General features: G+C 67.6%; 25 protein-coding genes. 16 read left to right on the top strand and 9 right to left on the bottom strand.

Translation table 11 applies throughout. From position 1 onward, the window contains the following. The first annotated feature begins 56 nt into the window (after nt 1-56). Nucleotides 57-953, top strand: a complete 897-nt coding sequence (locus tag ACF8LI_RS01030; protein ID WP_238003706.1) for a hypothetical protein — start codon at nt 57-59, stop codon at nt 951-953. 27 nt (nt 954-980) lie between these two features. Here the strand turns inward: ACF8LI_RS01030 and ACF8LI_RS01035 are convergent, their stop codons facing one another. Beyond that, nucleotides 981-1,994 carry a class I SAM-dependent methyltransferase gene (locus ACF8LI_RS01035; RefSeq protein WP_392411710.1) on the bottom strand — a complete coding sequence of 338 codons (1,014 nt, stop codon included), beginning with the start codon at nt 1,992-1,994 and terminating at the stop codon, nt 981-983. 116 nt (nt 1,995-2,110) lie between these two features. Here ACF8LI_RS01035 and ACF8LI_RS01040 point away from each other — a divergent pair, with 116 nt between their 5' ends. The 6 genes from ACF8LI_RS01040 (at nt 2,111) to ACF8LI_RS01065 (ending at nt 5,895) form a co-directional block, all read left to right on the top strand. Continuing rightward, on the top strand, nt 2,111-2,896 hold the full coding sequence (locus ACF8LI_RS01040) for an SDR family oxidoreductase (protein WP_012203180.1): 786 nt from the start codon (nt 2,111-2,113) through the stop codon (nt 2,894-2,896). Nucleotides 2,897-2,938: 42 nt separating this feature from the next. Further along, nucleotides 2,939-3,310, top strand: coding sequence for a dihydroneopterin aldolase (locus ACF8LI_RS01045; protein WP_013804281.1), 372 nt, complete (start codon nt 2,939-2,941; stop codon nt 3,308-3,310). Beyond that, entirely contained in the window at nt 3,304-4,296 is a 993-nt protein-coding gene (gene ttcA, locus ACF8LI_RS01050; RefSeq protein WP_043825704.1) for a tRNA 2-thiocytidine(32) synthetase TtcA, read from the top strand. The genes ACF8LI_RS01045 and ttcA overlap by 7 nt, the downstream gene beginning before the upstream one ends. A gap of 77 nt (nt 4,297-4,373) precedes the next feature. Beyond that, nucleotides 4,374-5,069, top strand: a complete 696-nt coding sequence (locus tag ACF8LI_RS01055) for a DUF4136 domain-containing protein (protein WP_013804283.1) — start codon at nt 4,374-4,376, stop codon at nt 5,067-5,069. 146 nt (nt 5,070-5,215) lie between these two features. Further along, nucleotides 5,216-5,575 carry a type II toxin-antitoxin system RelE/ParE family toxin gene (locus ACF8LI_RS01060; protein ID WP_392411713.1) on the top strand — a complete coding sequence of 120 codons (360 nt, stop codon included), beginning with the start codon at nt 5,216-5,218 and terminating at the stop codon, nt 5,573-5,575. Next, the gene (locus ACF8LI_RS01065; RefSeq protein ID WP_012203174.1) at nt 5,572-5,895 is read left to right on the top strand and encodes a DNA-binding protein; all 324 of its coding nucleotides are present in this window, start codon (nt 5,572-5,574) and stop codon (nt 5,893-5,895) included. The genes ACF8LI_RS01060 and ACF8LI_RS01065 overlap by 4 nt, the downstream gene beginning before the upstream one ends. A 27-nt stretch (nt 5,896-5,922) precedes the next feature. Here ACF8LI_RS01065 and ACF8LI_RS01070 read toward each other — a convergent pair whose 3' ends face one another. The 4 genes from ACF8LI_RS01070 to ACF8LI_RS01085 are packed head-to-tail and all read right to left on the bottom strand — an operon-like array spanning nt 5,923 to nt 11,146. Beyond that, entirely contained in the window at nt 5,923-7,650 is a 1,728-nt protein-coding gene (locus ACF8LI_RS01070; RefSeq protein ID WP_392411715.1) for a dipeptide ABC transporter ATP-binding protein, read from the bottom strand. Beyond that, entirely contained in the window at nt 7,647-8,585 is a 939-nt protein-coding gene (locus tag ACF8LI_RS01075; RefSeq protein WP_012203172.1) for an ABC transporter permease, read from the bottom strand. Before ACF8LI_RS01075 ends, ACF8LI_RS01070 begins: the two co-directional genes overlap by 4 nt. Further along, nucleotides 8,582-9,547 (bottom strand): ABC transporter permease, encoded by a 966-nt coding sequence (locus ACF8LI_RS01080; protein ID WP_016446522.1) that lies wholly within the window; start codon nt 9,545-9,547, stop codon nt 8,582-8,584. Before ACF8LI_RS01080 ends, ACF8LI_RS01075 begins: the two co-directional genes overlap by 4 nt. Nucleotides 9,548-9,553: 6 nt before the next feature. Beyond that, on the bottom strand, nt 9,554-11,146 hold the full coding sequence (locus ACF8LI_RS01085; RefSeq protein ID WP_046238591.1) for an ABC transporter substrate-binding protein: 1,593 nt from the start codon (nt 11,144-11,146) through the stop codon (nt 9,554-9,556). Between the two features lie 354 nt (nt 11,147-11,500). Here ACF8LI_RS01085 and ACF8LI_RS01090 point away from each other — a divergent pair, with 354 nt between their 5' ends. Both ACF8LI_RS01090 and ACF8LI_RS01095 read left to right on the top strand, forming a co-directional pair. Continuing rightward, nucleotides 11,501-11,992 carry a DUF2501 domain-containing protein gene (locus tag ACF8LI_RS01090; RefSeq protein WP_016446524.1) on the top strand — a complete coding sequence of 164 codons (492 nt, stop codon included), beginning with the start codon at nt 11,501-11,503 and terminating at the stop codon, nt 11,990-11,992. Nucleotides 11,993-12,139: 147 nt separating this feature from the next. Further along, entirely contained in the window at nt 12,140-12,781 is a 642-nt protein-coding gene (locus tag ACF8LI_RS01095) for a histidine phosphatase family protein (RefSeq protein ID WP_016446525.1), read from the top strand. Nucleotides 12,782-12,805: 24 nt separating this feature from the next. Here the strand turns inward: ACF8LI_RS01095 and ACF8LI_RS01100 are convergent, their stop codons facing one another. Next, nucleotides 12,806-13,810, bottom strand: a complete 1,005-nt coding sequence (locus ACF8LI_RS01100; RefSeq protein WP_392411719.1) for a Bug family tripartite tricarboxylate transporter substrate binding protein — start codon at nt 13,808-13,810, stop codon at nt 12,806-12,808. A 236-nt stretch (nt 13,811-14,046) separates the two neighbouring features. Here ACF8LI_RS01100 and ACF8LI_RS01105 point away from each other — a divergent pair, with 236 nt between their 5' ends. The 5 genes from ACF8LI_RS01105 (at nt 14,047) to ACF8LI_RS01125 (ending at nt 20,570) form a co-directional block, all read left to right on the top strand. Beyond that, entirely contained in the window at nt 14,047-15,882 is a 1,836-nt protein-coding gene (locus ACF8LI_RS01105; protein ID WP_392411721.1) for a lysoplasmalogenase family protein, read from the top strand. A 290-nt stretch (nt 15,883-16,172) separates the two neighbouring features. Continuing rightward, a complete protein-coding gene (locus ACF8LI_RS01110; RefSeq protein WP_016446528.1) occupies nt 16,173-16,409 on the top strand; it encodes a hypothetical protein in 237 nt (78 codons plus the stop codon). A 215-nt stretch (nt 16,410-16,624) separates the two neighbouring features. Beyond that, nucleotides 16,625-17,035 (top strand): hypothetical protein, encoded by a 411-nt coding sequence (locus tag ACF8LI_RS01115; protein WP_392411722.1) that lies wholly within the window; start codon nt 16,625-16,627, stop codon nt 17,033-17,035. An 18-nt stretch (nt 17,036-17,053) separates the two neighbouring features. After that, complete coding sequence (gene mgtA / locus ACF8LI_RS01120) at nt 17,054-19,813, top strand: magnesium-translocating P-type ATPase (RefSeq protein ID WP_392411724.1); 2,760 nt, start codon at nt 17,054-17,056, stop codon at nt 19,811-19,813. A 40-nt stretch (nt 19,814-19,853) separates the two neighbouring features. After that, complete coding sequence (locus tag ACF8LI_RS01125; protein WP_012203158.1) at nt 19,854-20,570, top strand: MgtC/SapB family protein; 717 nt, start codon at nt 19,854-19,856, stop codon at nt 20,568-20,570. A gap of 7 nt (nt 20,571-20,577) precedes the next feature. Here ACF8LI_RS01125 and ruvB read toward each other — a convergent pair whose 3' ends face one another. Both ruvB and ruvA read right to left on the bottom strand, forming a co-directional pair. Further along, nucleotides 20,578-21,663, bottom strand: coding sequence for a Holliday junction branch migration DNA helicase RuvB (gene ruvB / locus ACF8LI_RS01130; RefSeq protein WP_016451874.1), 1,086 nt, complete (start codon nt 21,661-21,663; stop codon nt 20,578-20,580). A gap of 7 nt (nt 21,664-21,670) precedes the next feature. Beyond that, a complete protein-coding gene (ruvA, locus tag ACF8LI_RS01135) occupies nt 21,671-22,243 on the bottom strand; it encodes a Holliday junction branch migration protein RuvA (protein ID WP_016446532.1) in 573 nt (190 codons plus the stop codon). 125 nt (nt 22,244-22,368) lie between these two features. Here ruvA and ACF8LI_RS01140 point away from each other — a divergent pair, with 125 nt between their 5' ends. Continuing rightward, the gene (locus tag ACF8LI_RS01140) at nt 22,369-23,340 is read left to right on the top strand and encodes a PhoH family protein (protein WP_016446533.1); all 972 of its coding nucleotides are present in this window, start codon (nt 22,369-22,371) and stop codon (nt 23,338-23,340) included. 70 nt (nt 23,341-23,410) lie between these two features. Further along, nucleotides 23,411-23,869: an rRNA maturation RNase YbeY gene (ybeY, locus tag ACF8LI_RS01145; RefSeq protein WP_016446534.1), complete on the top strand. Its 459-nt coding sequence runs from the start codon at nt 23,411-23,413 to the stop codon at nt 23,867-23,869. A gap of 14 nt (nt 23,870-23,883) precedes the next feature. Here the strand turns inward: ybeY and ACF8LI_RS01150 are convergent, their stop codons facing one another. Further along, nucleotides 23,884-24,870: an MDR family oxidoreductase gene (locus ACF8LI_RS01150; RefSeq protein ID WP_392411726.1), complete on the bottom strand. Its 987-nt coding sequence runs from the start codon at nt 24,868-24,870 to the stop codon at nt 23,884-23,886. Nucleotides 24,871-24,897: the final 27 nt, after the last annotated feature.

Genomic DNA, 24,897 nt, shown 5'->3' on the forward strand with positions numbered 1-24,897 from the left:
ATTCGCGACAAGCCCCCTTCTTCCATGGCTCCATGCCGCAACAAGACAACCCCACCATGCAACACACATCCAGGCGCCTTCTTCTCGCCATCCTGCCTGCCGCTCTGCTGGCGGCCTGCGCCAGCGCTCCGGCCCCCACCACGGCAGCCGCAGCGTCGGGCGCCATCGACAACAGCGCCCTGCAGCGCAGCGATTTCCGCACCCATCAGGCCACCTATGGCCTGGTATATCGCCTGCCGGCCGATGCCACGGCCATCATGGACAGCCAGGTCACGCCCGTGGTGCACGAGCAGTTGCTGCGCCTGAAGCTGGTGGCCGAGGCCAACACCTTCAACCTGCCCCATGTCACCGTAGTGCATATCCACAGCGCCGACCCGTCCACGCCGCGCAAGATGCTGGCCGCCCTGCCGGCATTGCCGCCCGTGCTGCAGGACGTGCACCTGAAGAATTTCTACACCACCGAGGCCGCCAAGGGCGCCGGCAAGCCGTGGTGGCTGGACCTGGGCATCGTCAAGTCCGGCCCGGCCTACGAGGCCATGATGGACTTCAACACCCGCGCCACCGCCGCCATGGCACCGCTGCGCGACGGCCCGCTGCCGCGCGTGACGGGGCCCGTCTATGCCCGCATGAACGATTCGGCCAAGACCATGGTGCAAAGCGTGGGCGTCAGCGGCATCAACCAGGTGCAGGCCGGCAAGGAGGTGCGCAGCCACAACCCGCACAACACCCTGGTCTACAGCGAAGCCACCTTCACGCCCGAGATCGAGCGCGCCATGGGCGAGACCGCCGCGCGCCTGAACCGCATCCTGCCCAGCGGCTTCACGACCACGTTCGAGAACCTGTCCATCGTGGAGCTGGGTTTCTCGGGCAACGTCACGCGCGAGATCTACCGCATCAACCTCAAGGACCAGACGGCCTACGAGGTGAGCAACGGCCGCAGCGTCCAGCGCTGAGGCCCGGGGCGGAGCTCTGGCCGGCGGCTACAGGCGGTGCGTGCGGTCGCCGCGCACAAAGCCCATGGCGTCCCAGGGCTCCACGCCCTTGGCCAGGCCGATGACCTTGAACAGCTCGCCCATCTCGTGCTCCATCATCAGCTTGGTGGCCATGGCGCGCGGCCCCTGGGCCAGGGCGTCGAGCTTGGGTCCCAGGCCGCAGTTGATGAGGAAGTGGGCCTGGGAGGTATAGCCCAGCACCTCGAAGCCGGCCTCCTGCGCGGCCACGGCCGTGCCCGTGAAGTTCACATGGGCCGTGATGTCCTTGAGGCCGACCTCGGCCAGCGGGTCGTCGTCCACCTTGTGCAGCCGGTGGCACACCAGGGTGCCCATGTGGCGCTGCGGGTGGAAATACTCGGATTCGCCAAAGCCGTAGTCGATGAAAAATGCCGCGCCGCGCGCCATGCGCTCGCCCAGCGTGCGAATGAAGGCCTCGCCCTGCGGGTGGATTTCGGTCAGGTAATCGTGCTCGCCCTCGATGTCCATCGGCGGGCGCAGCTGCGTGGGCCTGTCTTCCCAGCCCAGACTGCCGTCCGGCTGCAGCACCACGCCGCGCTCGTGCCAGACACCTGCCTTGCGCACCAGCAGTTGCACGGGCATGGCATCCAGCACCTCGTTGCCGATGACCACGCCTTCGAGCCGCTCGGGCAGGGCATCGGCCCAGTGCACCAGTCCTTCGTACTTCACCAGCCTGAGCTGCTGGCGCGCGCGCAGCGTGCCCGACAGATCGACGATGGTGTAGCGGTCCGGCAGCACGCCCAGGGCGGCCAGCTCGTCCAGCACCTGCAGCGCCAGCGCGCCCGTGCCGGCACCAAACTCCCAGACTTCGCGGGTATGCGTGCGCTGCAGCGCCTCGGCCACCTGGGCGGCCAGCAGCTGGCCGAAGACCGGGGACATCTCGGGCGCGGTCACGAAATCGCTGCCCGACGATGGCATAAGCCCGAACTTGGCGGTGTCATTGGCGTAGTAGCCCAGGCCCGGCTCGTACAGTGCCAGGGCCATGAAACGGTCGAAAGCCAGCCAGCCTCCAGAGGACGCAATCTCTTGCGCAACACGGGATTGCAGGGCGGCCGTTAAAATTGAGGGTTCTGTCGTCACGATCCGTACATTGTCCTCGAATGTCCACACCTGCCCGAACACGCACCGTTTTGGTGACCGGCGCGGCCCGCCGCCTGGGGCGCGACATCGCGCTCGCGCTTGCCAGCGCCGGCTGGCAAGTGGCCGTGCACTACCGCGACTCGCACGACGAGGCGCTGGAGACGGCCGCCGCCTGCGCTGAACTGGCCGGCGACAGCGCCGCCCTGGATGCCGATTTCTTCAACGAGGATTCGGTGCGCTCGCTGGTGCCGCGCGCCGTGGCGCACTTCGGCCACCTGGATGCCGTGGTCAACAACGCCTCGCTGTTCGAGCACGACGATGCAGGCAGCTTCAGCTACGTGGCCCTGGAAGCCCACCTGCGCAGCAACACCGGCGCGCCCATCCTGCTGGCCCAGGCGCTGCATGCCCATATCGAGGACCGCGTGGCGGCCGGCGAGGAGCATGCCAGCGGCGCCGTGATCAACATGCTGGACCAGAAGCTCTGGAACCAGAACCCCGATTTCCTCAGCTACACGCTGTCCAAGGCGGCTCTCGAGGCCGCCGGCACCATGCTGGCGCTGGCGCTGGCACCGCGCGTGCGCGTCGTCGGCGTGGCCCCGGGCCTGACGCTGACCAGCCACATGCTGAGCCAGGAGCGCTTCGAGTCGCTGCACCGCCTCAGCCCGCTGGGCCGCTCGTCCAGCGCGGCCGACGTGGCCGCCACCGTGTGCTTTGCGCTGGACAACCAGTCCATCACCGGCACCACCTTGCTGGTCGATGGCGGCCAGCACCTGCAGCGCTTCGAGCGCGACTTTTCCATGATGTAGGCGCCTGCGCGCGCCACCCCAAACACTCCACGGCTTTTCCCCATGCACTCCGCCACCGGACAACAGATCCTGACGCTCACGGGTTTGCGCTTCGACGCCAACCTGGGCATCCTCGCCCACGAAAAACAGATGCCCCAGCCCATCCAGGTCGATGCCGAGCTGAGCCTGGGCACCCAACCGCTGGCGCCGCGCGACGACGACATCCTGCATGTGCTGGACTACCGCAAGGTACGCCAGATCATCATCGATGAATGCACGGCCGAGCACGTCAACCTGCTGGAGAGCCTGATCGGCAAGCTGGCCCAGCGCCTGATGCAGCTGCCCGGCGTGCTGGGCGTGCGCGTGAAAATCGCCAAGCTGGAAATCTTTGAAGACTGCGAAGTGGCCATTCGCATAGAAACCGGACAATGGTGAACCCCATGAATGCAGTGACCGACAACCCCTGGCTGGCCGAAGAAGCCGCCCCCGAAACCGCCGCCGCCGATGCGGATGCCCAAGCCAATACCGCGAACGGCAACCGCATCAAGATCGAGCGCGAGCAGGTCAAGCTGGAAAAGCGCCTGTGCCGCGAAGTAGGCCGCGCCATCACCGACTTCAACATGATCGAGGAAGGCGACAAGATCATGGTCTGCATGTCGGGCGGCAAGGACAGCTACACGATGCTGGACGTGCTGCGCAAGCTGCAAAAGCGCGCGCCCGTCAAATTCGAGCTGGTGGCCGTGAACCTCGACCAGAAGCAGCCCGGTTTTCCCGACCATGTGCTGCCCGAGTACTTCAAGAGCATCGGCGTGGACTACCACATCGAAACGCAGGACACCTACAGCGTGGTCAAGCGCGTCGTGCCCGAGGGCAAGACCACCTGCGGCCTGTGCTCGCGCCTGCGCCGCGCCATCCTGTACAAGGTGGCCGACGAGCTGGGCTGCACCAAGGTGGCCCTGGGCCACCACCGCGACGACATCGTGCAGACGCTGATGCTCAACATGTTCTACGGCGGCCGCATGAAGGGCATGCCCCCGAAGCTGGTCTCGGACGACGGCAAGCATGTGGTGATCCGCCCGCTGTGCTACGTGCCCGAGAAGGACACCGTGCGCTGGGCCCAGTACCAGAACTTCCCCATCATCCCCTGCAACCTCTGCGGCAGCCAGGACGGCCTGCAGCGCGTGGCCGTGGGCGAGCTGCTGCGCGAGTGGGACAAGAAATTCCCGGGCCGCGTGGAAAGCATGTTCCGCGCCATGGGCCACATCGTGACCACGCACATGATGGATCCCGAGCTGCACGACTTCAAGAACGCCAAGGCCACCGGCATTGCCGACCCCAACGGCGACATGGCCTTCGACCATGAAGAGATGCCAGTGTCCGCATCGCTGCCCGGTCTGCAGGTGGTACAACTGTCGTCCTGACGGCTGAACCTATAACAATCGCCCCACTCCAACCAAGGCCCGTGCAAACGGGCCTTTTTTCGACCAAGGAGTACACCATGAAGCTGCGCTGCATCCATGTCCTGGCCATCGTGGCCACGGCCTTGCTTACGGGCTGCGCCAGCGTGCGCGAAGTCCAGAGCACCGTCCAGAGCTATTCCACGCTGGGCGCCCTGCCCGCGCCGCCCACCTACCGCCTGGAGGTCCTGCCCTCGCAACGCGAGGCGCAGACGCATTTCGCTGCCATCGAATCCCAGGCCCAGCAGGCCCTGGGCCGCGTGGGCCTGCAGCGCGACGACTCCCGGGCCAGCCTGATCGTGCAGATCGGCGCCGACGCACGCTATGCGCGCGACTACGCCGCCTGGCCCTACTACGACCGCTGGGGCGGCCCGCGCTGGGGTTGGGGCGTGGGCTACGGGCGCGGCTGGGGCATGGGCTTCGGCGGCAGCTTCATGTTCGACGGCCCGCCGCTGGAGTACTACCGCGCCGTCAGCATCGTGATGCGCAACGCCACCACGCAGCAGATCGTCTACGAGACCTCGGCCCAGCGCCAGGATGTGTGGACCGACGACCCGGCCATCTTCGGCATCCTGTTCGACGCCGCGCTCACCGGCTTCCCCAACCCGCCCAAGGGCTCGCGCGTGGTGCGCACCACCATCGGGCCGGTGCAGCAGGGTGGCGCGCCGGCGCAGCCGCCGGCCCAGGCGGCGCCTGCAGCGCAGGCAGCACCGGCCACGCCAGCACCCGCCCGGTGAGCCATCGTGTCTCAGAAGCAAAGGCCTGCATCCGCAGGCCTTTTTTGGGTCCATCGCTGTCATTCGTTCCTGGGAACATGAGAACGCTGTAGGTCATGTGGACAGCGCCTTGCAGCGTTGGTAACTCATAAGTTACCATCCAATCCATGCGAATCCAGCTCCAGGAGTACATCCGCGAAGACGGCAGCAGCGCGTACCAGACATGGTTCAACGGGCTGGATGGCCAGGCGGCCGCCAAGGTGGCCGTCGCCATGGCCCGCATGGAGTTGGGCAACACCTCCAATATCGAATGGTTCCGGGGTATTGGCGAATACAAGATCGACTGGGGCCCGGGCTACCGCATCTATCTCGCCAAGGACGGGGAAAGATTGATCATCCTGTTCGGGGGCAGCACGAAAAAGGGCCAGCAGAAGGCCATCGACGAAGCCATGGCCCTGCACAGCGAATACAAGGCTCGCAAGAGGCAACGCCCCTCGGCCAATGCCAAAAAAGGAACGAAGCCATGACGCTCACCCGCGATTTCAAACAAACGGTCATTCAGCGCATTGAGCGCGACCCTGCTTTCGCACAGGCGCTGCTTGATGAGGCGGCCACTCTTTTTCTGAGCGGTGAGCCAGAAACGGCACGCCTCGTCCTGCGCGATCTCGTCAACGCAACGGTGGGATTCGAGACGCTGGCCGACCTCACGCACAAGCCGAGCAAGAGCCTGCACCGCATGCTTTCGCCGAAAGGCAACCCCAGCATGGACAATCTTGCCGCGATCTTTGCCGCCATCAAGAACTGGCTTCAGGTCCGGTTCGACGTGCGGGTCGTTGCCGCGACCTGAACGCCAGGCCATGACAGTGCACTTTGCTCAGTGCACATGCTCCATATCAGGCACGGCAGCCATCAGCGCGCGCGTGTACGGATGCTGCGGCGCATCGAGCACGGCGCCAGCCTCGCCGGTCTCGACCAGGCGGCCGCGCTGCATGACGCCGATGTCGTCGCACATGTGGCGGATCACGGCCAGGTTGTGGCTGATCAGCAGGTAGGTCAGGCCGAATTCCTCCTGCAGGTCGCGCATGAGGTTGAGCACCTGGGCCTGGACCGAGACGTCCAGCGCCGAGGTGGGTTCGTCGCAGATGATGAACTCGGGCCGGCTGGCCAGGGCGCGCGCAATGGCGATGCGCTGGCGCTGCCCGCCCGAGAACTGGTGCGGGTACTTGCGCGCATCGTCGGGCTTCATGCGCACGCGGCGCAGCGCCTCCTGCACGCGCTCGGCCGTCTCGTCCTTGCCGGCCGTCAGGGCCAGCACCTGCAGGGGTTCGGCAATCAGCTCCTGCACGGTCCAGCGCGGGTTCAGGCTGGCATACGGGTCCTGGAAGATCATCTGGAAGCGCCGGCGCATGGCCACGGTCTGGGCGGCCGGGCTCCACTTGTCCACGCCGTCGAACAGCACGGTGCCGCTGGTGGGCGGCGTCAGCCCGGCCACCATGCGCGCCACCGTGGATTTGCCCGAACCGGACTCGCCGACCAGGCCGAAGGTGGAGCCCCTGCGGATCGAAAAGCCGACGCCGTCCACGGCCTTGAGGATCTTTTTGTCCTCGCGCGCCAGCAGCCGGGCCAGCCAGCCGCTGGACAGGTCGAACTCCTTGCACAGATCCCTGACCTCCAGCAGGGCAGCCGCGGGCTCCTGCGCTCCGGCCCTGGGCTGCCAGGGCACGGCGGGCGCGGCCGGGCCGCCGCCCACATCGGGCACGGGCAGGCGCTGCACGCGGTGGTGCACGCTGGGAATGGCGCCCATCAGCACCTGGGTGTAGGGCTGCTGCGGCGCGTCCAGCACCTGGCGCACGGGGCCGGTTTCCAGCACGCGGCCCTGGTACATGACCATGACGCGGTCGGCCGTCTCGGCGATGACGCCCATGTCGTGCGTGATCAGCATGGCGGCCGCGCCGCGCTCCTTGCACACGCGGCGCAGCAGGGCAATGATCTGCGCCTGCACGGACACGTCCAGCGCCGTGGTGGGCTCGTCGGCAATGATGAGTTCGGGCTCGGCGCACAGCGCCAGGGCGATGGCCACGCGCTGGCGCATGCCGCCCGAGAACTGGTGCGGATACTGGGCCATGCGCTCGCGCGCCTGCGGGATCTCCACCTCTTCGAGCAGGGCCAGCGCGCGTGCCTCGGCCTCCTTCTCGGAGACGGGCAGGTGCGTGCGGATGGTCTCCACCAGATGCCGGCCCACGGTATAGACCGGGTTCAGGCTGGTCAGCGGGTCCTGGAAGATGGAGCCTATGCGCCGGCCGCGTATGCGCCGCAGGTCCTCGCCGCGCAGCGTGTCGATGCGCTCGCCGCGCAGCTGCACCGTGCCGGCCGAGATGCGGCCCGGCGGCTCGATCAGGCCGATCACGGCGGCGCCCGTCATGGACTTGCCCGCGCCCGACTCGCCGACCACGCCCAGGATCTCGCCGGGCGCGATGTCGAAGCTCACATCGTCCAGCACCTGCACGGGGCCCTTGTAGGTGTCGAAGGTGACGGACAGGCCGCGAACGCTCAGCACCGCAGGCTGTGCAGGGGGCTGCCCGGATTCTTGTGTCGTGCTCATTGCAGCTTGGGGTTCAGTGCGTCGCGCAGCCAGTCGCCGACGAGGTTGACGGACAGCGCCAGCGCCAGCAGCACCAGCGAGGGGAACAGCAATATCCACCACTCGCCCGAGAACAGGAAGCCCTGGCCGATGCGGATCAGCGTGCCCAGCGAAGGCTGGGTGGGCGGCAGGCCTACGCCCAGGTAGGACAGCGTGGACTCGGCCACGATGGCATGCGCGAAGCTGATGGTGGCGATCACCAGGATGGGCGCCAGCAGGTTGGGCAGGATGTGGCGCACCAGGATGGCCACGCGGCTGCGGCCTATGAGCTGGGCCGCCAGCACGTAGTCCTTGTGCTTTTCCACCATCACCGCGCCGCGCACGGTGCGCGCGTACTGCACCCAGTCGGACAGGCCGATGGCCACGATGATCACGAAGACCGCCATGTCGTCGCGGTAGCCCTCGGGCAGCAGGCCGCGTGCGATGCCGAAGACCAGCAGCGCCACCAGGATCACGGGAAAGGTCAGCTGTACATCGGCGATGCGCATCATCAGCGTGTCGAACCAGCCGCCCGCATAGCCGCAGACCAGGCCCAGCGGCACGCCGATCAGCAGGGACAGCCCCACGGCCGACACGCCCACCAGCACCGACATGCGCAGCCCGTAGAGGATGGCGCTCCACACATCGCGGCCCTGGTCGTCCGATCCCAGCGCGTACAGCGTGCCGCTGGTGCCCGCCTGGCCCGGCGGCGTGAAGGCATCCATCAGGTCCAGATTGGCCGGATCGAAGGGGTTCTGCCACGCCAGCCAGGGCGACAGCAGCGTGGCCGCCACGATCAGCGCCAGCACCAGCGCCGCCGCCTGCACCAGGCGCGAGCGTGCAAACGCGCGCTTGACCGGCGAGTCGCTGGCGCGCCAGCCCGTGGGAGGGATTGCTTGTTTGGCGGAATCGGTCATCGGTTTCTCAAGCGGGGGTCCACGATCACGTACAGGAAATCGACGAGCAGGTTGATGCCCACGTACAGCAGCGCGATGAACATCAGGTAGGCGGCGATCAGCGGCACGTCCACGCCCTGGATGGAGGAGATGAACAGCAGGCCCACGCCGGGCCACTGGAACACGGTCTCGGTGACGATGGCAAAGGCGATCAGCGAGCCGATCTGCAGGCCCGCAATGGTGATCACGGGAATCAGGGTATTGCGCAGCGCATGGCCGAAGTACAGATCGCGCTCACGCAGCCCGCGCGCACGGCCGAAGCGCATGTAGTCGGCGCGCAGCACCTCCAGCATCTCGGCGCGCACCAGGCGCATGATCAGCGTCATGTTGTAGAAGCCCAGCGTGATGGCCGGCAGGATCAGCGCCGACCAGCCCGAAGCCGTCAGCAGCCCGGTCTCCCAGCCGCCCAGCTTCACCGTCTCGCCGCGCCCGAAGGACGGCAGCCAGCGCAGCTCCACGGCAAACAGGTAGATCAGGGCGATGCCGATCAGGAAGGTGGGCAGGGACACGCCCACCAGCGACACCGTCATGATCGAGCGGCTCAGCCATCCCTCGCGCCGTATGGCCGTGTACACGCCCAGCGCCACGCCGATGACCAGGGCGAACAGCGCCGCCGTCATCGCCAGCTCCAGCGTGGCGGGCAGGCGCTCGGCAATGATCTCGGTCACGGGGCGCTTGAGCCGGTAGGAGATGCCCAGGTCGCCCTGCAGCACCTTGCCCACGTAAGCCAGGTACTGCAGCGGCACGGGCTTGTTGAAGCCCAGGCTTTCCGTCAGCGCCTCGCGCTCGGCAACCGTCGCGTCCTCGCCCAGCAGGCTGATCGTGGGATCGCCGATATGGCGGAACACCATGAACGAGACAAAGGAGACGGCCAGCAGGACCAGGGCGGACTGGCCCAGCCGGCGCAGCAGATGGACCAGCATCGGCGCTTACTTCTTCTCGAACTTGACGAACTTGAAGTGCAGCGCGTTGTCCGGGTGCACGGGCACATTGAGCCGGGGCACGGACGCGAAGTGGATCACCTGGTCATGCAGCGCAATGTAGAAGCGCTCCTTTTGCACGGTCTCCCAGATGCTCTTGATGGTGGCATCGCGCTTTGCCTTGTCGCTCTCCGAGGACAGGGACAGGATCTTGGCATCCACATCGGCATTGCTGTAGTGCGTCGCGTTCTGCGCGCCACGGCTGTCCTTGCCGCGCGTGTGCACCAGGAAGTCGAAGATGTAGGCCGAGTCGTAGGTGGGCACGCCCCAGCCGTACAGGTAGAAGTCGCTGTCCGCCTTGGTCAGCGAGACGCTGTGCATGGCGATCGGCCGGGCCGAGACTTCGGTCTTGATGCCGATGCGGCCCAGGAAACCGGCCACCGCCGTGGCGATGGCCTCGTCGTTCACATAGCGGTCGTTGGGCGTGTTCAGCGTGATGGTGAAGCCGTTGGGGTAGCCCGCCTCGGCCAGCAGTTGCTTGGCCTTGGCGGCATCCGCCTTGGGATAGGCCGCGAAGGCCTTGTCGTAGCCATTGACGAACGACGGCGCGATCACGCCCGTGGGAATCGACAGGCCGCGCATCACCGAGCGCTTGATCGCATCGCGGTCGATGGCCAGCTCGATGGCCTGGCGCACCTTGGGATCGGCCAGCGGATTCTTGCCCTTGACGTTGCTGCTCTTGAGCTCGGCCGCACCCACGTTCAGGCCCAGGAAGATGGAGCGGTTCTCGGGGCCTTCATTGATGCGCAGGCGCTTGTCCTGCTTCAGGCGCGCCACGTCCTGCGCGGGAATGTCCTGGGCGAAGTCCACCTCGCCCGACAGCAGGGCCGCCACGCGCGTGGCCGGGGACTTGATGGGCAGGTAGATCAGCTCGGTCACCTGCAGCGGGAACTGGCCCTTGCCCCAATAGTCGGGGTTGAGCTTCATCACCGTCCGGGAATCGACCTCGCGGCTGGCCAGCACATAGGCGCCCGTGCCGTTGGCCGCGCGCGTGGCGCCGTTCTCGGTCTTGCTGGCCGTGTCCTGCGTGGTCTCGGCGCCGTTGGCCTTGGACCACTTCTCGCTCATGATGAAGAGATTGGTCAGGTTGTCGGGGAAGATCAGGTTCGGGCCCTTGGTCTTCACCTGCACCGTGAGATCGTCAACGGCCTTGGCCTCCTCCATCGAGGACAGCAGGGACTTGACCTGGGCGTTCTCGCCCTTGGCGCGGTTCAGCGAGAAGACCACGTCGCGCGCCGTGAACGGCGTGCCGTCATGGAACTTGACGTTGGGGCGCAGCTTGAACTCCCAGACCGACGGGTCGGAGGTCATCTTCCACGAGGTGGCCAGCGTGGGCACCAGCTTGCCGTCGGCCGAGCGGATGACCAGGGTTTCGTAGATCTGGTGCAGCAGCACGAAATTGGTGCCCACGTTGAAGGCATGCGGGTCCAGCGAAGTCGGATCGGAGCCGCGCGCCCAGCGCACGGTCTCGGCCTGGGCCAGCGCGGCCGAGGTCAACAGGCCTGCGGCCAGCAAAGAACTGCCCAGAATCTTCATGATCATTTGTCTGCTCCCCTGTGGATTGATTGGAAAGGCGGCGGCCATGCGACGCAGCAGCCCGGGCGCCGCAAGAAGCTGGCCATATAGGTGCGCCCCACTTTAAATAACTTTTTCAGCTTGTTGAATTGATTTTTATACTTAAAAGCCATTTCCAAATAACAAGACTGCCGCCGCGGCCCGCCAATGATGTGCGGCCATCATGGACAGGCCAACGGCTTTGACAGCTAGTGAAAACGCGAAAGACCGACACGGCCCGCTCTGGCAAAGGTTTGCAATCGGGCACAGGTCTGCGCCGCACGGCGTGCTAATTTCAGACCCTGTATCGAGCCTGCGGGTTTCCGCGGAAAGGAAGCATCCATGAAGACATCCATTGCCAGCGCACTGCTGTGCGCCATGCTGGGCCTGGGCGCCCTGCCTGCCCAGGCGTCGGGCCTGGGCGACTCGCTGCGCCAGGCCTCGGGCCTTGGCGGTGACAAGGCCGCCGCCAGCAGCGAAGGCGCCGGCTCCGGCCTTGGCGGCATGCTGGGTGCGGGGGCAGGCGGTGCGGGCGCGCTGTCCGCCCTGGGCCTGAGCCCCTCGGCCACGGCCGGCAATGCGGCAGGCGTCATCTCCTACTGCATGAAGAACAACTACCTCAATGCCGACAAGGCGGCCCAGGTCAAGGACCAGTTGCTGGGCAAGCTGGGCATGCAAAAGCAGGAAGAGCCCAAGGACACGGGATTCCAGAACGGCCTGGGCGGCCTGGTCACCGGCTCCAACGGCAAGAGCTTCAGCATCGACAAGCTCAAGGGCGACCTCAAGGAAAAGGCCTGCGACTTCGTGCTGGACAACGCTAAATCGCTGATCTGACCCCCTGAGCGGCTGCGCCGCGAGGCGGCTCTTGCTCGGCGTCCCTGAGTTGGGCCGCGCCAGTTTCAACGGTGGCGCGCGATGCAGGCTTGCCTGGCTTGCGGGACAATGCCTGCTCCTCTTTGCAGCACCCCACGCCAGCCCCTCATGCAAGCCACGCGCATCATTGCCATCCGCCACGGAGAAACCGCCTGGAATGTGGACGCCCGCATCCAGGGCCATCTGGACATTCCTCTGAACGACATGGGACTTTGGCAGGCCGCCCAGGCCGGCAAGGCCCTGGCGGGTGAGCCGGTGGCCGCCATCTACAGCAGCGACCTTCTGCGTGCCTATGCCACGGCCGAGGCCGTGGCCGCAAGCACGGGGGCGACGCTGACGGCCGACAAGGGCCTGCGCGAGCGCTGCTTCGGCAGCTTCGAGGGCCAGACCTTCAACGATATCGAGGCGTCCCACCCGGAGGACGCGCTGCGCTGGCGCAAGCGCGATCCCGAGTTCGTGCCCGCTGGCGGCGGCGAGTCGCTGCTGATGCTGCGCGACCGCATCTCGGCCACGGTGAACCGGCTGGCCAGTGGCCATCCCGGCGAGCAGATCGTGATCGTGGCGCATGGCGGCGTGATGGATGTGCTCTACCGCCTGGCCACGCACCAGGAAGTGCAGGCACCCCGCACCTGGGCGCTGGGCAACGCGGCCATCAACCGCCTGCTGTGGACGCCCCAGGGCCTGGGCCTGGTCGGCTGGGGCGATGTGCAGCACCTGGAAGGCGGTGCGCGCGACGAGGTTTTCAGCTGAACTCCCGCACTGCAGCGCAGTCCCTCATTCCACCTGGATATTGGCGGACTTGACGATCTGCGTGTAGCTCGCCTTTTCCTTTTTCAGGAATTGGGCGAACGTGGCCGGCGTGCCCGAGCCGGGCGTGGCGCCGCTGTCCTGCAGGCGCTTGCGGACCTCGGGCAGCTTCAGCACCTCGGCCAGTTCGGCGGCCAGGCGGCTGACCACGGGTTCGGGCGTGCGGGCGGGGGCGAACAGGCCGGTCCAGGCTTCCAGCTCGAAGCCCTTCAAATCAGGAGCCTCCGCAAAGCTCATCACCTCGGGAATCACGTCGATGCGCTGTGCCGAGGTCACGCCCACGCCTTCCAGCTTTTTCTGCTGCACCAGCGGCGTGGCGCCGGTGGTCATAAGAATGCCCAGATCGACCTGGCCGCCCATGACCTCGCTGGTGACCTGTGCCACGCCACGATAGGGCACATGGACCAGGCGGATGCGGGCACGCTCCTGCAGCCGCTCCATGGCCAGGTGCAGCACCGTGCCCACGCCCGGCGTGGCATAGGTCAGCGCGCCGGGCCGGGCGCGGGCCATGCTGATCAGCTCGTTGAGGTTGTGCACGGGCAGGCCAGGGCGGGCCACGATCACCATGGGCGCCACCGAAGTCAGGCCCACGGGAGCCAGATCACGCTCGGCGTCATAGCGCACGGAGGAGTTCACCAGTTGCGCAATGCTCACCGGCCCGTCAAAGCCCAGCAGCAGCGTGTAGCCATCGGCATGCGAGCGCGCCACCTTGCTCACGCCCAGCACGCCGCCAGAGGCCGGCACGTTGTCCACCACCACCGACTGGCGCAGCCGCGCACCCAGCTTTTCGGCGATCAGCCGCGCCGTGGCGTCCACATCGCTGCCCGCGCCAAAGGGCACGATCAGGGTGATGGGCCCGGCTGCCGGCCAGGGCTTGCCCGCGCCCGGCGCGGCATGGGCGGCGGGTGCAGCAGCAAGGGCCGCAGCCACTGAGGCGGCAGCCGATAGCAGGGAGCGTCGGGACAGGTGCATGGAGCGTGGGCATGCGCGGTGCATGCTGGCGAAGGCGGTGCGGGCTGGCAATGGCCTGCAGGGCAGGGACGGCCAGCGCGTGGAAAGCGGGCGATTCTGCCATAGGGCGCAATTTTCCTGCCACACGCCTGCCACGAAGCCCTATTTATTGCAATCCGTTTCAACCCTTGTGATTCCGTATCCTAGGGTTCTCGCCTAAGGCGCTGCCCCGCCGCCATGCCCAGAATCGGCTGACCATGCTCTCACCCAGCCAAGTCATTGTCTTCGCCACGCCTGCCTTTTTGCTGCTGATCGCGCTGGAATGGGGCGTGAGCCTGTGGCGCGGGCGCAATGCCTACCGGCTGGCCGATGCCGTCAGCTCCATCAGCCTGGGCATGCTCAGCCAGACCAGCGCCGTCTTCACCACGCTGCTGCGCGTGGGCCTGTACACGCTGGCCTTCGAGCACCTGGCGCTGTGGCGCAACGATGCCTTCTGGACCAGCATTCCCGGCTGGCTGCTGGCCCTGCTGTTCTACGACTTCTGCTACTACTGGCTTCACCGCATGGGCCACGAGGTGGCCGTGCTCTGGGCCGCACATGCCGTGCACCACCAGAGCCAGGACTACAACCTGTCGACGGCGCTGCGCCAGACCAGCTCGGGCGCGCTGCTGGGCTGGCTGTTCTACCTTCCCATGGCGCTGGCCGGCGTGCCGCCGCTGGTGTTTGCCATCGTGGGCCTGATCGATCTGCTCTACCAGTTCTGGGTCCATACCGAGCAGGTGCGGCGCCTGGGCTGGTTCGACCGCTGGTTCTGCGCGCCCAGCAACCACCGCGTGCACCACGCCGTCAATGACTGCTACCTGGACAGGAACTACGGCGGCATCCTCATCGTCTGGGACCGCCTGTTCGGCACCTTCAAGCCCGAGGACGACAGCGAGCCCTGCGTCTACGGCACGCGCGGCCTGCTGCAAAGCTGGGATCCGCTGTGGGCCAACGCCGTGGTGTACCGGCAACTCATCCATGACAGCTGGCATGCGCGGCGCTGGGGCGACAAGCTGCGCGTCTGGCTCAAGCCGCCCGGATGGCGCCCCGCCGATGTGGCGCAGCGCTTTCCCAGGCCGGCCTTCGACCTGGACGCGCACCGCGTGCTCTACGCACCCGACATGCAGCGCAGCCTGCGCTGGTTTGCGGGCCTGCAGTTCGTGGCGCTGATCGCCGGGGTGTCGCTGTTCCTGTGGCATGCCGACCAGTCCTCGACGGCGCGCAATGCGCTGTGGTTTGGCGTGCTGCTGGCCTGCCAGTGGGCACTGGGCGCGGCCATGCAGGGGCGCATCAGCCTGTGGGTGGCCCTGGCCATCGAGGCCGGCGCGCTGGCCACCGCCACCAGCGTGCTGGACATGCTGCACTGGCACTGGCTGTTCAAGCCGCTGGCCATGGTCTTTGCGCTGTTCGCCGTCATGCAGATGTGGCGCGGCAGCGCGGCGTTCTCGGCGCTGGCGAAACCCGCGCGCGGCGCCTGCTGGCTGGCCGCGGCGTTGGCGGCCTCGATGGCGGGCGACGTGTTCCTGATGCTGCCCGATCTGTTCATCCCGGGCCTGGCCAGCTTTCTGCTCGCCCACCTGGCCTATATCGTGCTGCTGCGCCAGGATGCGCCCTGGTTTGCGCACCGGCCCTCGCTGGCCGCCACGCTGGCCCTGGGCGTTGCCATGTATGCCGTGCTCTGGCAGGGCGGCCTGCCCGCCGCGCTGCGCCTGCCCGTGGCCGCCTATGTGCTGGTCATTGCGCTGATGGCGGCGCAGGCCCTTGGCCGCGCCAGGCACCTGGGCGGCCAGCCCGCCTGGACCGTGGCCATCGGCGCCTGCTTCTTCATGGTCAGCGACTCGCTGCTGGCCATCAACCGCTTCGTGCAGCCTTTCGACGGGGCGCAAGCCGCCGTGCTGTCCACCTACTACGCGGCGCAGTTGCTGATCGTGCAGGGCTGGCTGGCCCGTGGCGCATCGACATCAGGGTTGACCCGAGGCAGCTCGCAAGGCACAATCGCGGGATCGCATTTTCAGGAGTCCTTCCGTGGACAGTGCCAGTTCAACCAGTGACAAACAGCGCGCCGCAATGGCTACGCTGCTGGCTGACTGACCGACTCCTGTGATGGGAGCGGCCATGTCGGCCGGCTTCTATCCATTGCTGCGTTTCCCCTTGGATCTTCGCGCCCGCCCGGCGCTGCAGTGGCATTTGGCTTGCATCAGGCATGCCGCCCCTGCACCTGAGATTCCAGTTGCTGTGGTTCACTGACCGCGTGTCCGTGCCTGCCCCGTTGCAGCGCGCGGCCCACGCTGCTTGACGGCCCTGCCCGCGGCAGTCTTCCTGGTTCGCCAAGGAGAAAGCCATGTCCACACCGTTCGCTCGCCCCGCAATGCAACGCCTGCAGCCTGCCACTGCCGCGCCCTGCCCCGGCGCCACCGGCACGCGCGTGGCTGCCTCCCAGGCAGCAATGCAGGCCAAGGCACAGGCACAGATGCAGGCCCAGGCCCCATCGGCCATGGAGCACGCCATGCACCTGGACCTGCAGACCCACTGGCCCACGCACCGCATCCGCAGCTTTCTGAGCCTGCAGCCGCGCTGAGCGCGCGCCGCAGCCTTGTCCGCCCCATCGTCAGAAAGGAGTTCCCCCCATGGACCCCGATCCGAGTCGATCTTGCCCTGACCCCTCCGATACGGTCCGGCCGCACATGCCTGCGGCCCTTCCGCCCCTTCCCAAGGCCCCGGCCGGGAGACCCGCGCACGTCCATTGACGGATAGGTGCCGGGCTTCCTTCGGCCGCAACGAAAGAAGCCCGCCATGCAACACGTCATCACCGCGCTGCGCACCACGCCGGCAACCACGCCCGCCACAGAACCCGTCTCCACACGCGCCAGCCACACCTCCCGCGCCAGCACCCTGCAGCTGGCCCTGCAAGCCGCCATTGCGGCACGCCATACCGGACAACTGCACGCCCTGCTGCAGCAACACGGCCCCGATCTCTTCGCCCACGCCCTCGTGGCGCTCACGCAGCGCCAGCAGGCCGACGTCCTGTCCCTGCTGGCGGCGCAGGAGCGCGCCGAGGTCTATCGCCACCTGCCTGCCCATGCGCGGCGCCAATGGCTGCAGTCGGCCACCGTGACCCGCCCGCCGCTGCGCCGCCGCCTGCTGTGCGCCTGCCAGCGCAACTGGCACTGGCTGCGCGCCACCCTTCGTTCGAGCCAGGCCTGAGCCGCCAGGGAGGTCACCATGAAAAGCCTCAAGCACCTGTTCCAGGCGTTTCTGCGCAGCCGCCATGCCCTGGGGCTGTTCCGGCGCAATGCCCTGCCCTCGGGCACGGCCGTGCACCACTCGCGCTCGGTATCGCCGACCCTCACGCGCGAGCTGCTGCGCGCCTCGCGCGATGACATTGCCGCCGTGCTGGCGCGCACCGGCTCCAGCGAGGACGGCCTGACCCGCGAGCAGGCCCGCGCCGCGCTCACGCGTCTCGGCCCCAACGAGGTCGAGCACGAAAAGCCGCTGCCCGGCTGGCTGCACCTGTGGTACTGCTACCGCAATCCCTTCAACCTGCTGCTGACGCTGCTGGCCGTGGTCTCCTACGCCACGGAGGACATGAAGGCCACGGTCGTCATCGCCTCCATGGTGCTGCTGTCCACGCTGCTGCGCTTTGTGCAGGAAGGCCGCTCCAACCGCGCCGCCGCGCGGCTCAAGGCCATGGTCAGCAGTACGGCCACGGTGCTGCGCCGCAATGGCGGCCCCACGGCGCCGGCAGATACCGACTCCGCAGACGCCCCGCACAGCGGCTTCGGCCAGCAGGCGCGCCGCTACGAGGTGCCGCTGCGCGAGGTCGTGCCCGGCGATTTCGTGGTGCTGTCGGCCGGGGACATGATTCCTGCCGACTGCCGCGTGCTCAGCGCCAAGGACCTGTTCGTGAGCCAGTCCGCCATGACCGGCGAATCCCTGCCCGTGGAAAAGCGCGCCGATGCCAGTGCATCGAATGGCACCGGCGTGCTGGACGCCAGCAACCTGCTGTTCATGGGCACCAACGTGGTCTCGGGCACGGCGCTGGCCGTGGTGCTGGCCACGGGCAACCGCAGCTATTTCGGCACCATTGCCACGCGGGTGACCTCCAACGACCGCGCGCCCACGGCCTTCGAGACCGGGGTCAACAGCGTCAGTTGGCTGCTGATCCGCTTTGCGGCCGTGATGGTGCCCGTGGTGCTGTTCATCAACGGCTACACCAAGGGCGACTGGGCCGAGGCCTTCCTGTTCGCGCTGTCCGTGGCCGTGGGCCTGACGCCCGAGATGCTGCCCATGATCGTGACCTCCACCCTGGCCAAGGGCGCCGTGGTGCTGTCGCGGCGCAAGGTCGTGGTCAAGCGGCTGGACGCCATCCAGAACTTCGGTGCCATGGACGTGCTGTGCACCGACAAGACCGGCACGCTGACCCAGGACCGCATCGTGCTGGAGCGGCACACCGACGCCTTCGGCCAGCCGTGCGACGAGACGCTGCGCTTCGCCTACCTCAACAGCCACTACCAGACGGGCCTGAAGAACCTGCTCGACCATGCCGTGCTGGAACACGTGGAGCTGCACACCCAGATGCGCGTGGCCGAGGACTACCGCAAGGTCGATGAGATCCCCTTCGACTTCGAGCGCCGCCGCATGTCCGTGGTGGTGGCCGAGCGCAACCACCACCACGAGCTGATCTGCAAGGGCGCGGTCGAGGAGATCCTGGGCACCTGCACCCTCCTGCGCGAAGGCGACGGCACGCGCCCGCTGGACGAGGAGCAACTGGCCCGCGTGCGCCGCGTGACGCGCGAGCTCAACCGCGAGGGCCTGCGCGTGGTCGCCGTGGCCATGAAGGAAGTGCCGCCGCACAAGAGCGACTACGGCGTGGCCGACGAGTCGGAGCTGACCCTGATCGGCTACATCGCCTTCCTGGACCCACCGAAGGAAACCACGGCCGAGGCGCTGGCCGCCCTGGCCGCGCACGGCGTGGCCGTCAAGCTGCTGACCGGCGACAACGAACTGGTGGCCGCCAAGGTCTGCCGCGATGTGGGGCTGCCCGCAGACCACATCATCCTGGGCACGCAGATCGAGCACATGAACGACGAGATGCTGCGCCAGACCGTGGAACGGCACCAGCTGTTCGCCCGGCTCACGCCGCTGCACAAGGAGCGCATCGTGCATGCGCTGCGGGCCAACGGCCACATCACCGGCTTCATGGGCGACGGCATCAACGACGCCCCGGCCCTGCGCGCGGCCGACATCGGCATCAGCGTGGACAGCGCCGTGGACATCGCCAAGGAAGCGGCCGACATCATCCTGCTGGAAAAAAGCCTGATGGTGCTGGAGCAGGGCGTGATCGAGGGCCGGCGCACCTTCAGCAACATGCTGAAGTACATCCGCATGACGGCCAGCTCCAACTTCGGCAACGTGTTCTCGGTGATGGTGGCCTCGGCCTTCATCCCCTTCCTGCCCATGCTGCCGCTGCACCTGCTGGTGCAGAACCTGCTGTACGACCTCTCGCAGATCGCCATCCCCTTCGACAACGTGGACGACGAACTGGTGCGCCAGCCGCTGCGCTGGAACCCGGCCGACCTGGGCCGCTTCATGGTGTTCTTCGGGCCCATCAGCTCGCTGTTCGACATCCTGACCTTCGCGCTGATGTGGTTCGTCTTCGCCGCCAACACGCCCGAGCAGCAGACGCTGTTCCAGTCGGGCTGGTTCGTCATCGGGCTGCTCACGCAGACGCTGATCGTGCACATGATCCGCACGCCCAAGATCCCCTTCCTGCAAAGCCGCCCGTCCTGGCCGCTGCTGCTGGCCACGGCGGCCGTGATGGCGGCCGGCATCTTCCTGCCGATGGGGCCGCTGGCCGGCTACTTCAAGCTGCAGGCGCTGCCGGCGGCCTACTTCCCGTGGATGATTGCCATATTGCTGGGCTACGCTTGCCTGGCCACGCTGCTCAAGCGCGTCTACATCCGCCGCTACGGCTGGCAGTGACGCACCCTTCAACCCATTCACCAGGAAAGCCCGGAACCCCATGCAGGCCCTGCAGAACCTCAACCCCGGCGCCATGCTGGACACCTTCGTCAGCCTGACCACGGCCTTCGTGTTCGGCGCCCTCATCGGCCTGGAGCGCCAGGTGCGCCAGCGCACGGCGGGGCTGCGCACCAACACCCTGGTCGCCGTGGGCGCGGCCGTCTTCGTGGACCTGGCCGTGCGCCTGGGCGGGGCCGAGGGCGCCACGCGCGTGGTGGCCTACGTGGTCTCGGGCGTGGGCTTCCTGGGCGCGGGCGCCATCATGAAGGAAGGGGCCAACATCACCGGGCTGAACACGGCGGCCACGCTGTGGGGCTCGGCCGCCGTGGGCGCCTGCGCGGGCGCCAGCCTGGTGGCCGAGGCCGGCCTGGCCACGCTGTTCGTGCTGGCCAGCAACACCTTGCTGCGCCCCGTGGTCAACCGCATCAACCGCCGCCCGGTGGATGACGAATCCACGGAATCGACCTACTACGTCTATGCCATCTGCCACCGCGGCGCCCAGGGCGATGTGCGCGAGCAGATGCTGGAGCTGCTGGAGAACGCCAGCTACCCCGTGCGCGGCGTGGAAACCCATGCCTTCGGCCCGCAGGACACCGAGATCGAGGCCATGCTCTACGCCACCTCGGTGGACTCAGACGAGCTGGACCGCGTGATCGCCGCCATCGAGGCCCTGCCCGGCGTGCTGCAGGCCTTCTGGAACGCCGGCACGGAGGAGTGAGCCTGCGTCAGCTGGCGTCGTCGCCCGGCACGGGAAGGCCCAGGTGGCGGTACGCCGCCTGGGTCGCCATGCGCCCGCGCGGCGTGCGCTGCAAAAAGCCCTGCTGGATCAGGTAGGGCTCGATCACATCCTCGATGGTGCCCGCCTCCTCGCCGATGCTGGCCGCGATGTTGTCCAGGCCCACGGGGCCGCCGTCGAAGCGGTGCACCACGGCCTCCAGCAGCTTGCGGTCCATGATGTCGAAACCCTGGGGATCGACATCGAGCATGGCCAGCGCACGGTCTGCCAGTTCGCGCGTGATGCTGCCGTCGCCACGCACATCGGCATAGTCGCGCACGCGGCGCAGCAGGCGGTTGGCAATGCGCGGCGTGCCGCGCGAGCGGCGCGCGATCTCGAAGGCGCCCTCGTCGTCAATCGGCGCGTTCAACAGGCCTGCACTGCGCCGCACGATGCGCGCCAGCTCCTCGGCCGTATAGAACTCCAGCCGCGCCACGATGCCGAAGCGGTCGCGCAGCGGGTTGGTCAGCATGCCCGCGCGCGTGGTCGCGCCCACCAGCGTGAACGGCTGCAGGTCCAGCTTGATGGAGCGCGCCGCCGGCCCCTCGCCGATCATGATGTCGATCTGGTAGTCCTCCAGCGCCGGGTAGAGGATTTCCTCGACCACGGGCGACAGGCGGTGGATCTCGTCGATGAACAGCACATCGTTGGCTTCGAGGTTGGTCAGCAGCGCCGCCAGGTCCTTGGGCTTTTCCAGCACGGGGCCGCTGGTCTGGCGCAGGTTCACGCCCAGCTCGGCCGCGATGATGTGCGACAGCGTGGTCTTGCCCAGGCCCGGCGGGCCGAACAGCAGCACATGGTCCAGCGCCTCGCTGCGCTTTCGGGCCGCGCCGATGAAGATCTCCAGCTGCTCGCGCGCCTTGGCCTGGCCCACGTACTCTTGCAGCAGCTTGGGGCGCAGGGCGCGCTCCATGGCCTCTTCCCCGCGCGAGACCGGCGCTGCCGAAATCATGCGCGGCTTTTCCGGTGCCTTGTCGGGCGCGAAACCGCCCTGCGGAAAGCCGCCCTGCCCGAAATCGTCGGTATGGATGCTCATGCGCCGCTCACTTGGCCAGCGCCTTCAGCGCCAGCTTGATGCCTTCGGTCACGCCCACGTCGGGCGGCAGCTTCTTGAGCGCGGCGGCCGCATCCTTGTCGGAATAGCCCAGCGCCATCAGCGCCTGCACGATGTCGTTCTGGTCGTTGTTCACGAACAGCGACTGCGCGCCCGTATCGGCGCCGATCTTGCCCTTGAGCTCCAGCAGCAGGCGCTCGGCCGTCTTCTTGCCGATGCCCGGCACCTTGACCAGGCGGCCCACCTCCTGCAGCGTCACGGCCTGGGCCAGGTCCTCCACGCTCATGCCGCTGAGCACCGACAGCGCCATGCGCGGGCCGATGCCGGTGATCTTGATCAGCTCGCGGAACGCCTGGCGCTCGCTGTGCGTGCCAAAGCCGTACAGAAGCTGCGCATCCTCGCGCACCACGAAGTGCGTCAGCAGGCTGACCCTGGCCCCACTGGCGGGCAGGTTGTAGAAGGTGCTCATGGGCACCTGCACCTCGTAGCCCACGCCGCCGCAGTCCACCAGCACCTCGGGCGGGTTTTTTTCCAGCAGCGTTCCTGTCAATTTGCCTATCATTGGTGTCCTTTGCCGCCCCAGGGGCGGCTTTTCATGCCCGTCCGCAACCGAACGCCGGCCCATTCACAGGGTATGGCACCACGCCCTCGCGCTGGCCGCCGCCCGGAATCTCTGGAATTATCCGCGTGATCCTGCGCCACACATTCACACCCCACGACAACAACCGGTTGAGCCATCTGTGCGGCCCGGCCGACGCGCACCTGCGCACCATCGAGATCGCACTGGGCGTCAAGATCGCCCACCGCCACGAGCAATTCAAGATCGACGGCCCCAAGGCCAAGGCCAACGACGCACTGGAACTGCTGCAGGCCCTCTACGAGATGGCCGACGACCCCATCCTGGACGATTCGCTGCAGCTCATGCTGGCCGGCGACACCGAACTCATCGAGCAGCCCCTGGACGCCATCCAGCTTTCCACGCGCCGCCCCGACCTGCGCGCGCGCACGGCCAACCAGTCGGCCTACCTGGAGAACATCGCCCGCCACGACATCACCTTCGGCATCGGCCCGGCCGGCACCGGCAAGACCTACCTGGCCGTGGCCTGCGCCGTGGACGCGCTGGAGCGCAGCGCCGTGCAGCGCATCGTGCTCACGCGCCCCGCAGTGGAGGCAGGCGAGCGCCTGGGCTTTCTGCCCGGCGACCTCACGCAGAAGGTCGACCCCTACCTGCGCCCGCTGTACGACGCGCTCTACGACCTCATGGGCTACGAGAAGGTGCAAAAGGCCTTCGAGCGCAATGTGCTGGAGATCGCGCCGCTGGCCTTCATGCGCGGGCGCACGCTGAACAACGCCTTCGTCATCCTGGACGAGGCGCAGAACACCACGCCCGAGCAGATGAAGATGTTCCTCACGCGCATCGGCTTCGGCGCCCGCGCCGTGGTCACGGGCGACGTCAGCCAGATCGACCTGCCCAAGGGCGCCCTGAGCGGCCTGATCGATGCCGAGCGCGTCTTGAAGCGCGTCAAGGGCATCGCCATCAACCACTTCACCAGCGCCGACGTGGTGCGCCACCCGCTGGTGGCCCGCATCGTGGACGCCTACGACGCACGCGGCCAGGCCCCGGCACGCCGTGCCGCACCGCGCCTTGCGGCGCCTTGATCCCGACAGCCACGGCAGACGCCCGCCCACGGGCGCTCCAAAGCACAAGCTCACGCCCACGCACTTCCCCATGTCCCTGAACCAACTGCAACTGTCCCTGCAATTCGCGCGCTTTGCCGAGGCGCCCGCCCACCGCGCCGTGCTGTCCCGCAGTAAGGTCACGCGCTGGATACGCCACGCCCTGGCCGTCGATGCCGAGATCACCGTGCGCATCGTCGATGCCGAGGAAGGCCAGCAGCTCAACCGCGAGTACCGGCAAAAGGACTACGCCACCAACGTCCTGACCTTCGACTACCAGCAGGAGCCCACCGCCATGGCCGATCTGGTGCTGTGCGCCCCCGTGGTCGAGCGCGAGGCGCGCGAGCAGAACAAGACGCTGGAGGAGCACTACGCCCACCTGCTGGTGCACGGCACGCTGCATGCCCAGGGCTGGGACCATGAAACCAGCGAGCAGGACGCCGAGGAAATGGAAGCCTACGAGACCGAGATCATGGTCGAGCTGGGCTTTGCCGACCCCTACGCCAAGTAGGCCCCGCGCGGGCCTCAGCGCGCCGTATCGATGACGACCCGGCCGCGCACCTGGCCGGCAAGCAGCCGGGGCGCCAGCGCAACCGCATCGGCCAGGCCCGCCTCTTCGGTATTGCGCTCCAGCACCTCGCGCGGCAGTTCGGCAGCCAGCCGCGCCCAGGCCTGCTCGCGCCGCGCCTGCGGCGCATAGACGCTGTCGATGCCCAGCAGCGACACGCCGCGCAGAATGAACGGTGCCACGGAAGCCGGCAGGTCCAGCCCCTGGGCCAGCCCGCAGGCCGCCACGCAGCCGCCGTAGCGCAGGCTGGCGCACACATTGGCCAGCGTATGGCTGCCCACGCTGTCCACGGCGGCCGCCCAGACCTCCTTTTGCAGCGGCTTGCCGGGCGCATCCAGGCTGCTGCGCTCCACGATCCGCGCCGCGCCCAGCGCCTTCAGGTGCTCGGCCTGTTCGGGCCGCCCGGTGCCGGCGTGCACCTCGAAACCCAGGCGCGACAGCAGGGCCACGGCAATGCTGCCCACGCCGCCATTGGCCCCCGTCACCAGCACCGGGCCGCTGGAGGGCGTGATGCCATGCGCCTGCAGCGCCATCACGCACAGCATGGCCGTATAGCCGGCCGTGCCTATGGCCATGGCATCCCGTGCGCTGAAGGCCTCGGGCCGGCGGATCAGCCAGTCGCCGTTCACGCGCGCCTGCTGGGCGAGCCCGCCCCAGTGGGTCTCGCCCACGCCCCAGCCGTTGAGCAGCACGGCATCGCCGGGCTGGAAACGCGCGTCCTTGCTGTCCAGCACCGTGCCGGCCAGGTCGATGCCCGGCACCATGGGGAACTGGCGCACCACGGGCGAGCGCCCCGTGATGGCCAGTGCATCCTTGTAGTTGAGCGTGGAATGCGAGACGGCCACGCGCACCGCGCCGGCGGGCAGGCTGGCTTCGTCCAGCTCCACACACTCGGCACGGGTTTCACGCGGTACGGGTTGGGTCAGCAGCAAGGCTTTGAACATGGGGTCTCCAGCAAGGCAGTGGCAAAG

Source organism: Delftia sp. WSY_12 (assembly GCF_043104645.1).
In the GTDB taxonomy this organism is placed as follows: Bacteria; Pseudomonadota; Gammaproteobacteria; order Burkholderiales; family Burkholderiaceae_C; genus Comamonas; species Comamonas tsuruhatensis.

What these genes read in the sequence shown, in the direction of transcription:
- ACF8LI_RS01060 (WP_392411713.1), top strand. Translation starts at nt 5,216, where the DNA reads ATGCGAATCCAGCTCCAGGAGTACATCCGCGAAGACGGCAGCAGCGCG.
- ruvB (WP_016451874.1), bottom strand. Translation starts at nt 21,663, where the DNA reads ATGAGCATCCATACCGACGATTTCGGGCAGGGCGGCTTTCCGCAGGGC.
- ACF8LI_RS01065 (WP_012203174.1), top strand. Translation starts at nt 5,572, where the DNA reads ATGACGCTCACCCGCGATTTCAAACAAACGGTCATTCAGCGCATTGAG.
- ttcA (WP_043825704.1), top strand. Translation starts at nt 3,304, where the DNA reads ATGGTGAACCCCATGAATGCAGTGACCGACAACCCCTGGCTGGCCGAA.
- ACF8LI_RS01150 (WP_392411726.1), bottom strand. Translation starts at nt 24,870, where the DNA reads ATGTTCAAAGCCTTGCTGCTGACCCAACCCGTACCGCGTGAAACCCGT.
- ACF8LI_RS01070 (WP_392411715.1), bottom strand. Translation starts at nt 7,650, where the DNA reads ATGAGCACGACACAAGAATCCGGGCAGCCCCCTGCACAGCCTGCGGTG.
- ACF8LI_RS01045 (WP_013804281.1), top strand. Translation starts at nt 2,939, where the DNA reads ATGCACTCCGCCACCGGACAACAGATCCTGACGCTCACGGGTTTGCGC.
- ACF8LI_RS01075 (WP_012203172.1), bottom strand. Translation starts at nt 8,585, where the DNA reads ATGACCGATTCCGCCAAACAAGCAATCCCTCCCACGGGCTGGCGCGCC.
- ACF8LI_RS01085 (WP_046238591.1), bottom strand. Translation starts at nt 11,146, where the DNA reads ATGATCATGAAGATTCTGGGCAGTTCTTTGCTGGCCGCAGGCCTGTTG.
- ACF8LI_RS01115 (WP_392411722.1), top strand. Translation starts at nt 16,625, where the DNA reads ATGCAACACGTCATCACCGCGCTGCGCACCACGCCGGCAACCACGCCC.
- ACF8LI_RS01040 (WP_012203180.1), top strand. Translation starts at nt 2,111, where the DNA reads ATGTCCACACCTGCCCGAACACGCACCGTTTTGGTGACCGGCGCGGCC.
- ruvA (WP_016446532.1), bottom strand. Translation starts at nt 22,243, where the DNA reads ATGATAGGCAAATTGACAGGAACGCTGCTGGAAAAAAACCCGCCCGAG.
- ACF8LI_RS01055 (WP_013804283.1), top strand. Translation starts at nt 4,374, where the DNA reads ATGAAGCTGCGCTGCATCCATGTCCTGGCCATCGTGGCCACGGCCTTG.
- ybeY (WP_016446534.1), top strand. Translation starts at nt 23,411, where the DNA reads ATGTCCCTGAACCAACTGCAACTGTCCCTGCAATTCGCGCGCTTTGCC.
- ACF8LI_RS01125 (WP_012203158.1), top strand. Translation starts at nt 19,854, where the DNA reads ATGCAGGCCCTGCAGAACCTCAACCCCGGCGCCATGCTGGACACCTTC.
- ACF8LI_RS01105 (WP_392411721.1), top strand. Translation starts at nt 14,047, where the DNA reads ATGCTCTCACCCAGCCAAGTCATTGTCTTCGCCACGCCTGCCTTTTTG.
- mgtA (WP_392411724.1), top strand. Translation starts at nt 17,054, where the DNA reads ATGAAAAGCCTCAAGCACCTGTTCCAGGCGTTTCTGCGCAGCCGCCAT.
- ACF8LI_RS01030 (WP_238003706.1), top strand. Translation starts at nt 57, where the DNA reads ATGCAACACACATCCAGGCGCCTTCTTCTCGCCATCCTGCCTGCCGCT.
- ACF8LI_RS01095 (WP_016446525.1), top strand. Translation starts at nt 12,140, where the DNA reads ATGCAAGCCACGCGCATCATTGCCATCCGCCACGGAGAAACCGCCTGG.
- ACF8LI_RS01100 (WP_392411719.1), bottom strand. Translation starts at nt 13,810, where the DNA reads ATGCACCTGTCCCGACGCTCCCTGCTATCGGCTGCCGCCTCAGTGGCT.
- ACF8LI_RS01090 (WP_016446524.1), top strand. Translation starts at nt 11,501, where the DNA reads ATGAAGACATCCATTGCCAGCGCACTGCTGTGCGCCATGCTGGGCCTG.
- ACF8LI_RS01110 (WP_016446528.1), top strand. Translation starts at nt 16,173, where the DNA reads ATGTCCACACCGTTCGCTCGCCCCGCAATGCAACGCCTGCAGCCTGCC.
- ACF8LI_RS01080 (WP_016446522.1), bottom strand. Translation starts at nt 9,547, where the DNA reads ATGCTGGTCCATCTGCTGCGCCGGCTGGGCCAGTCCGCCCTGGTCCTG.
- ACF8LI_RS01035 (WP_392411710.1), bottom strand. Translation starts at nt 1,994, where the DNA reads ATGGCCCTGGCACTGTACGAGCCGGGCCTGGGCTACTACGCCAATGAC.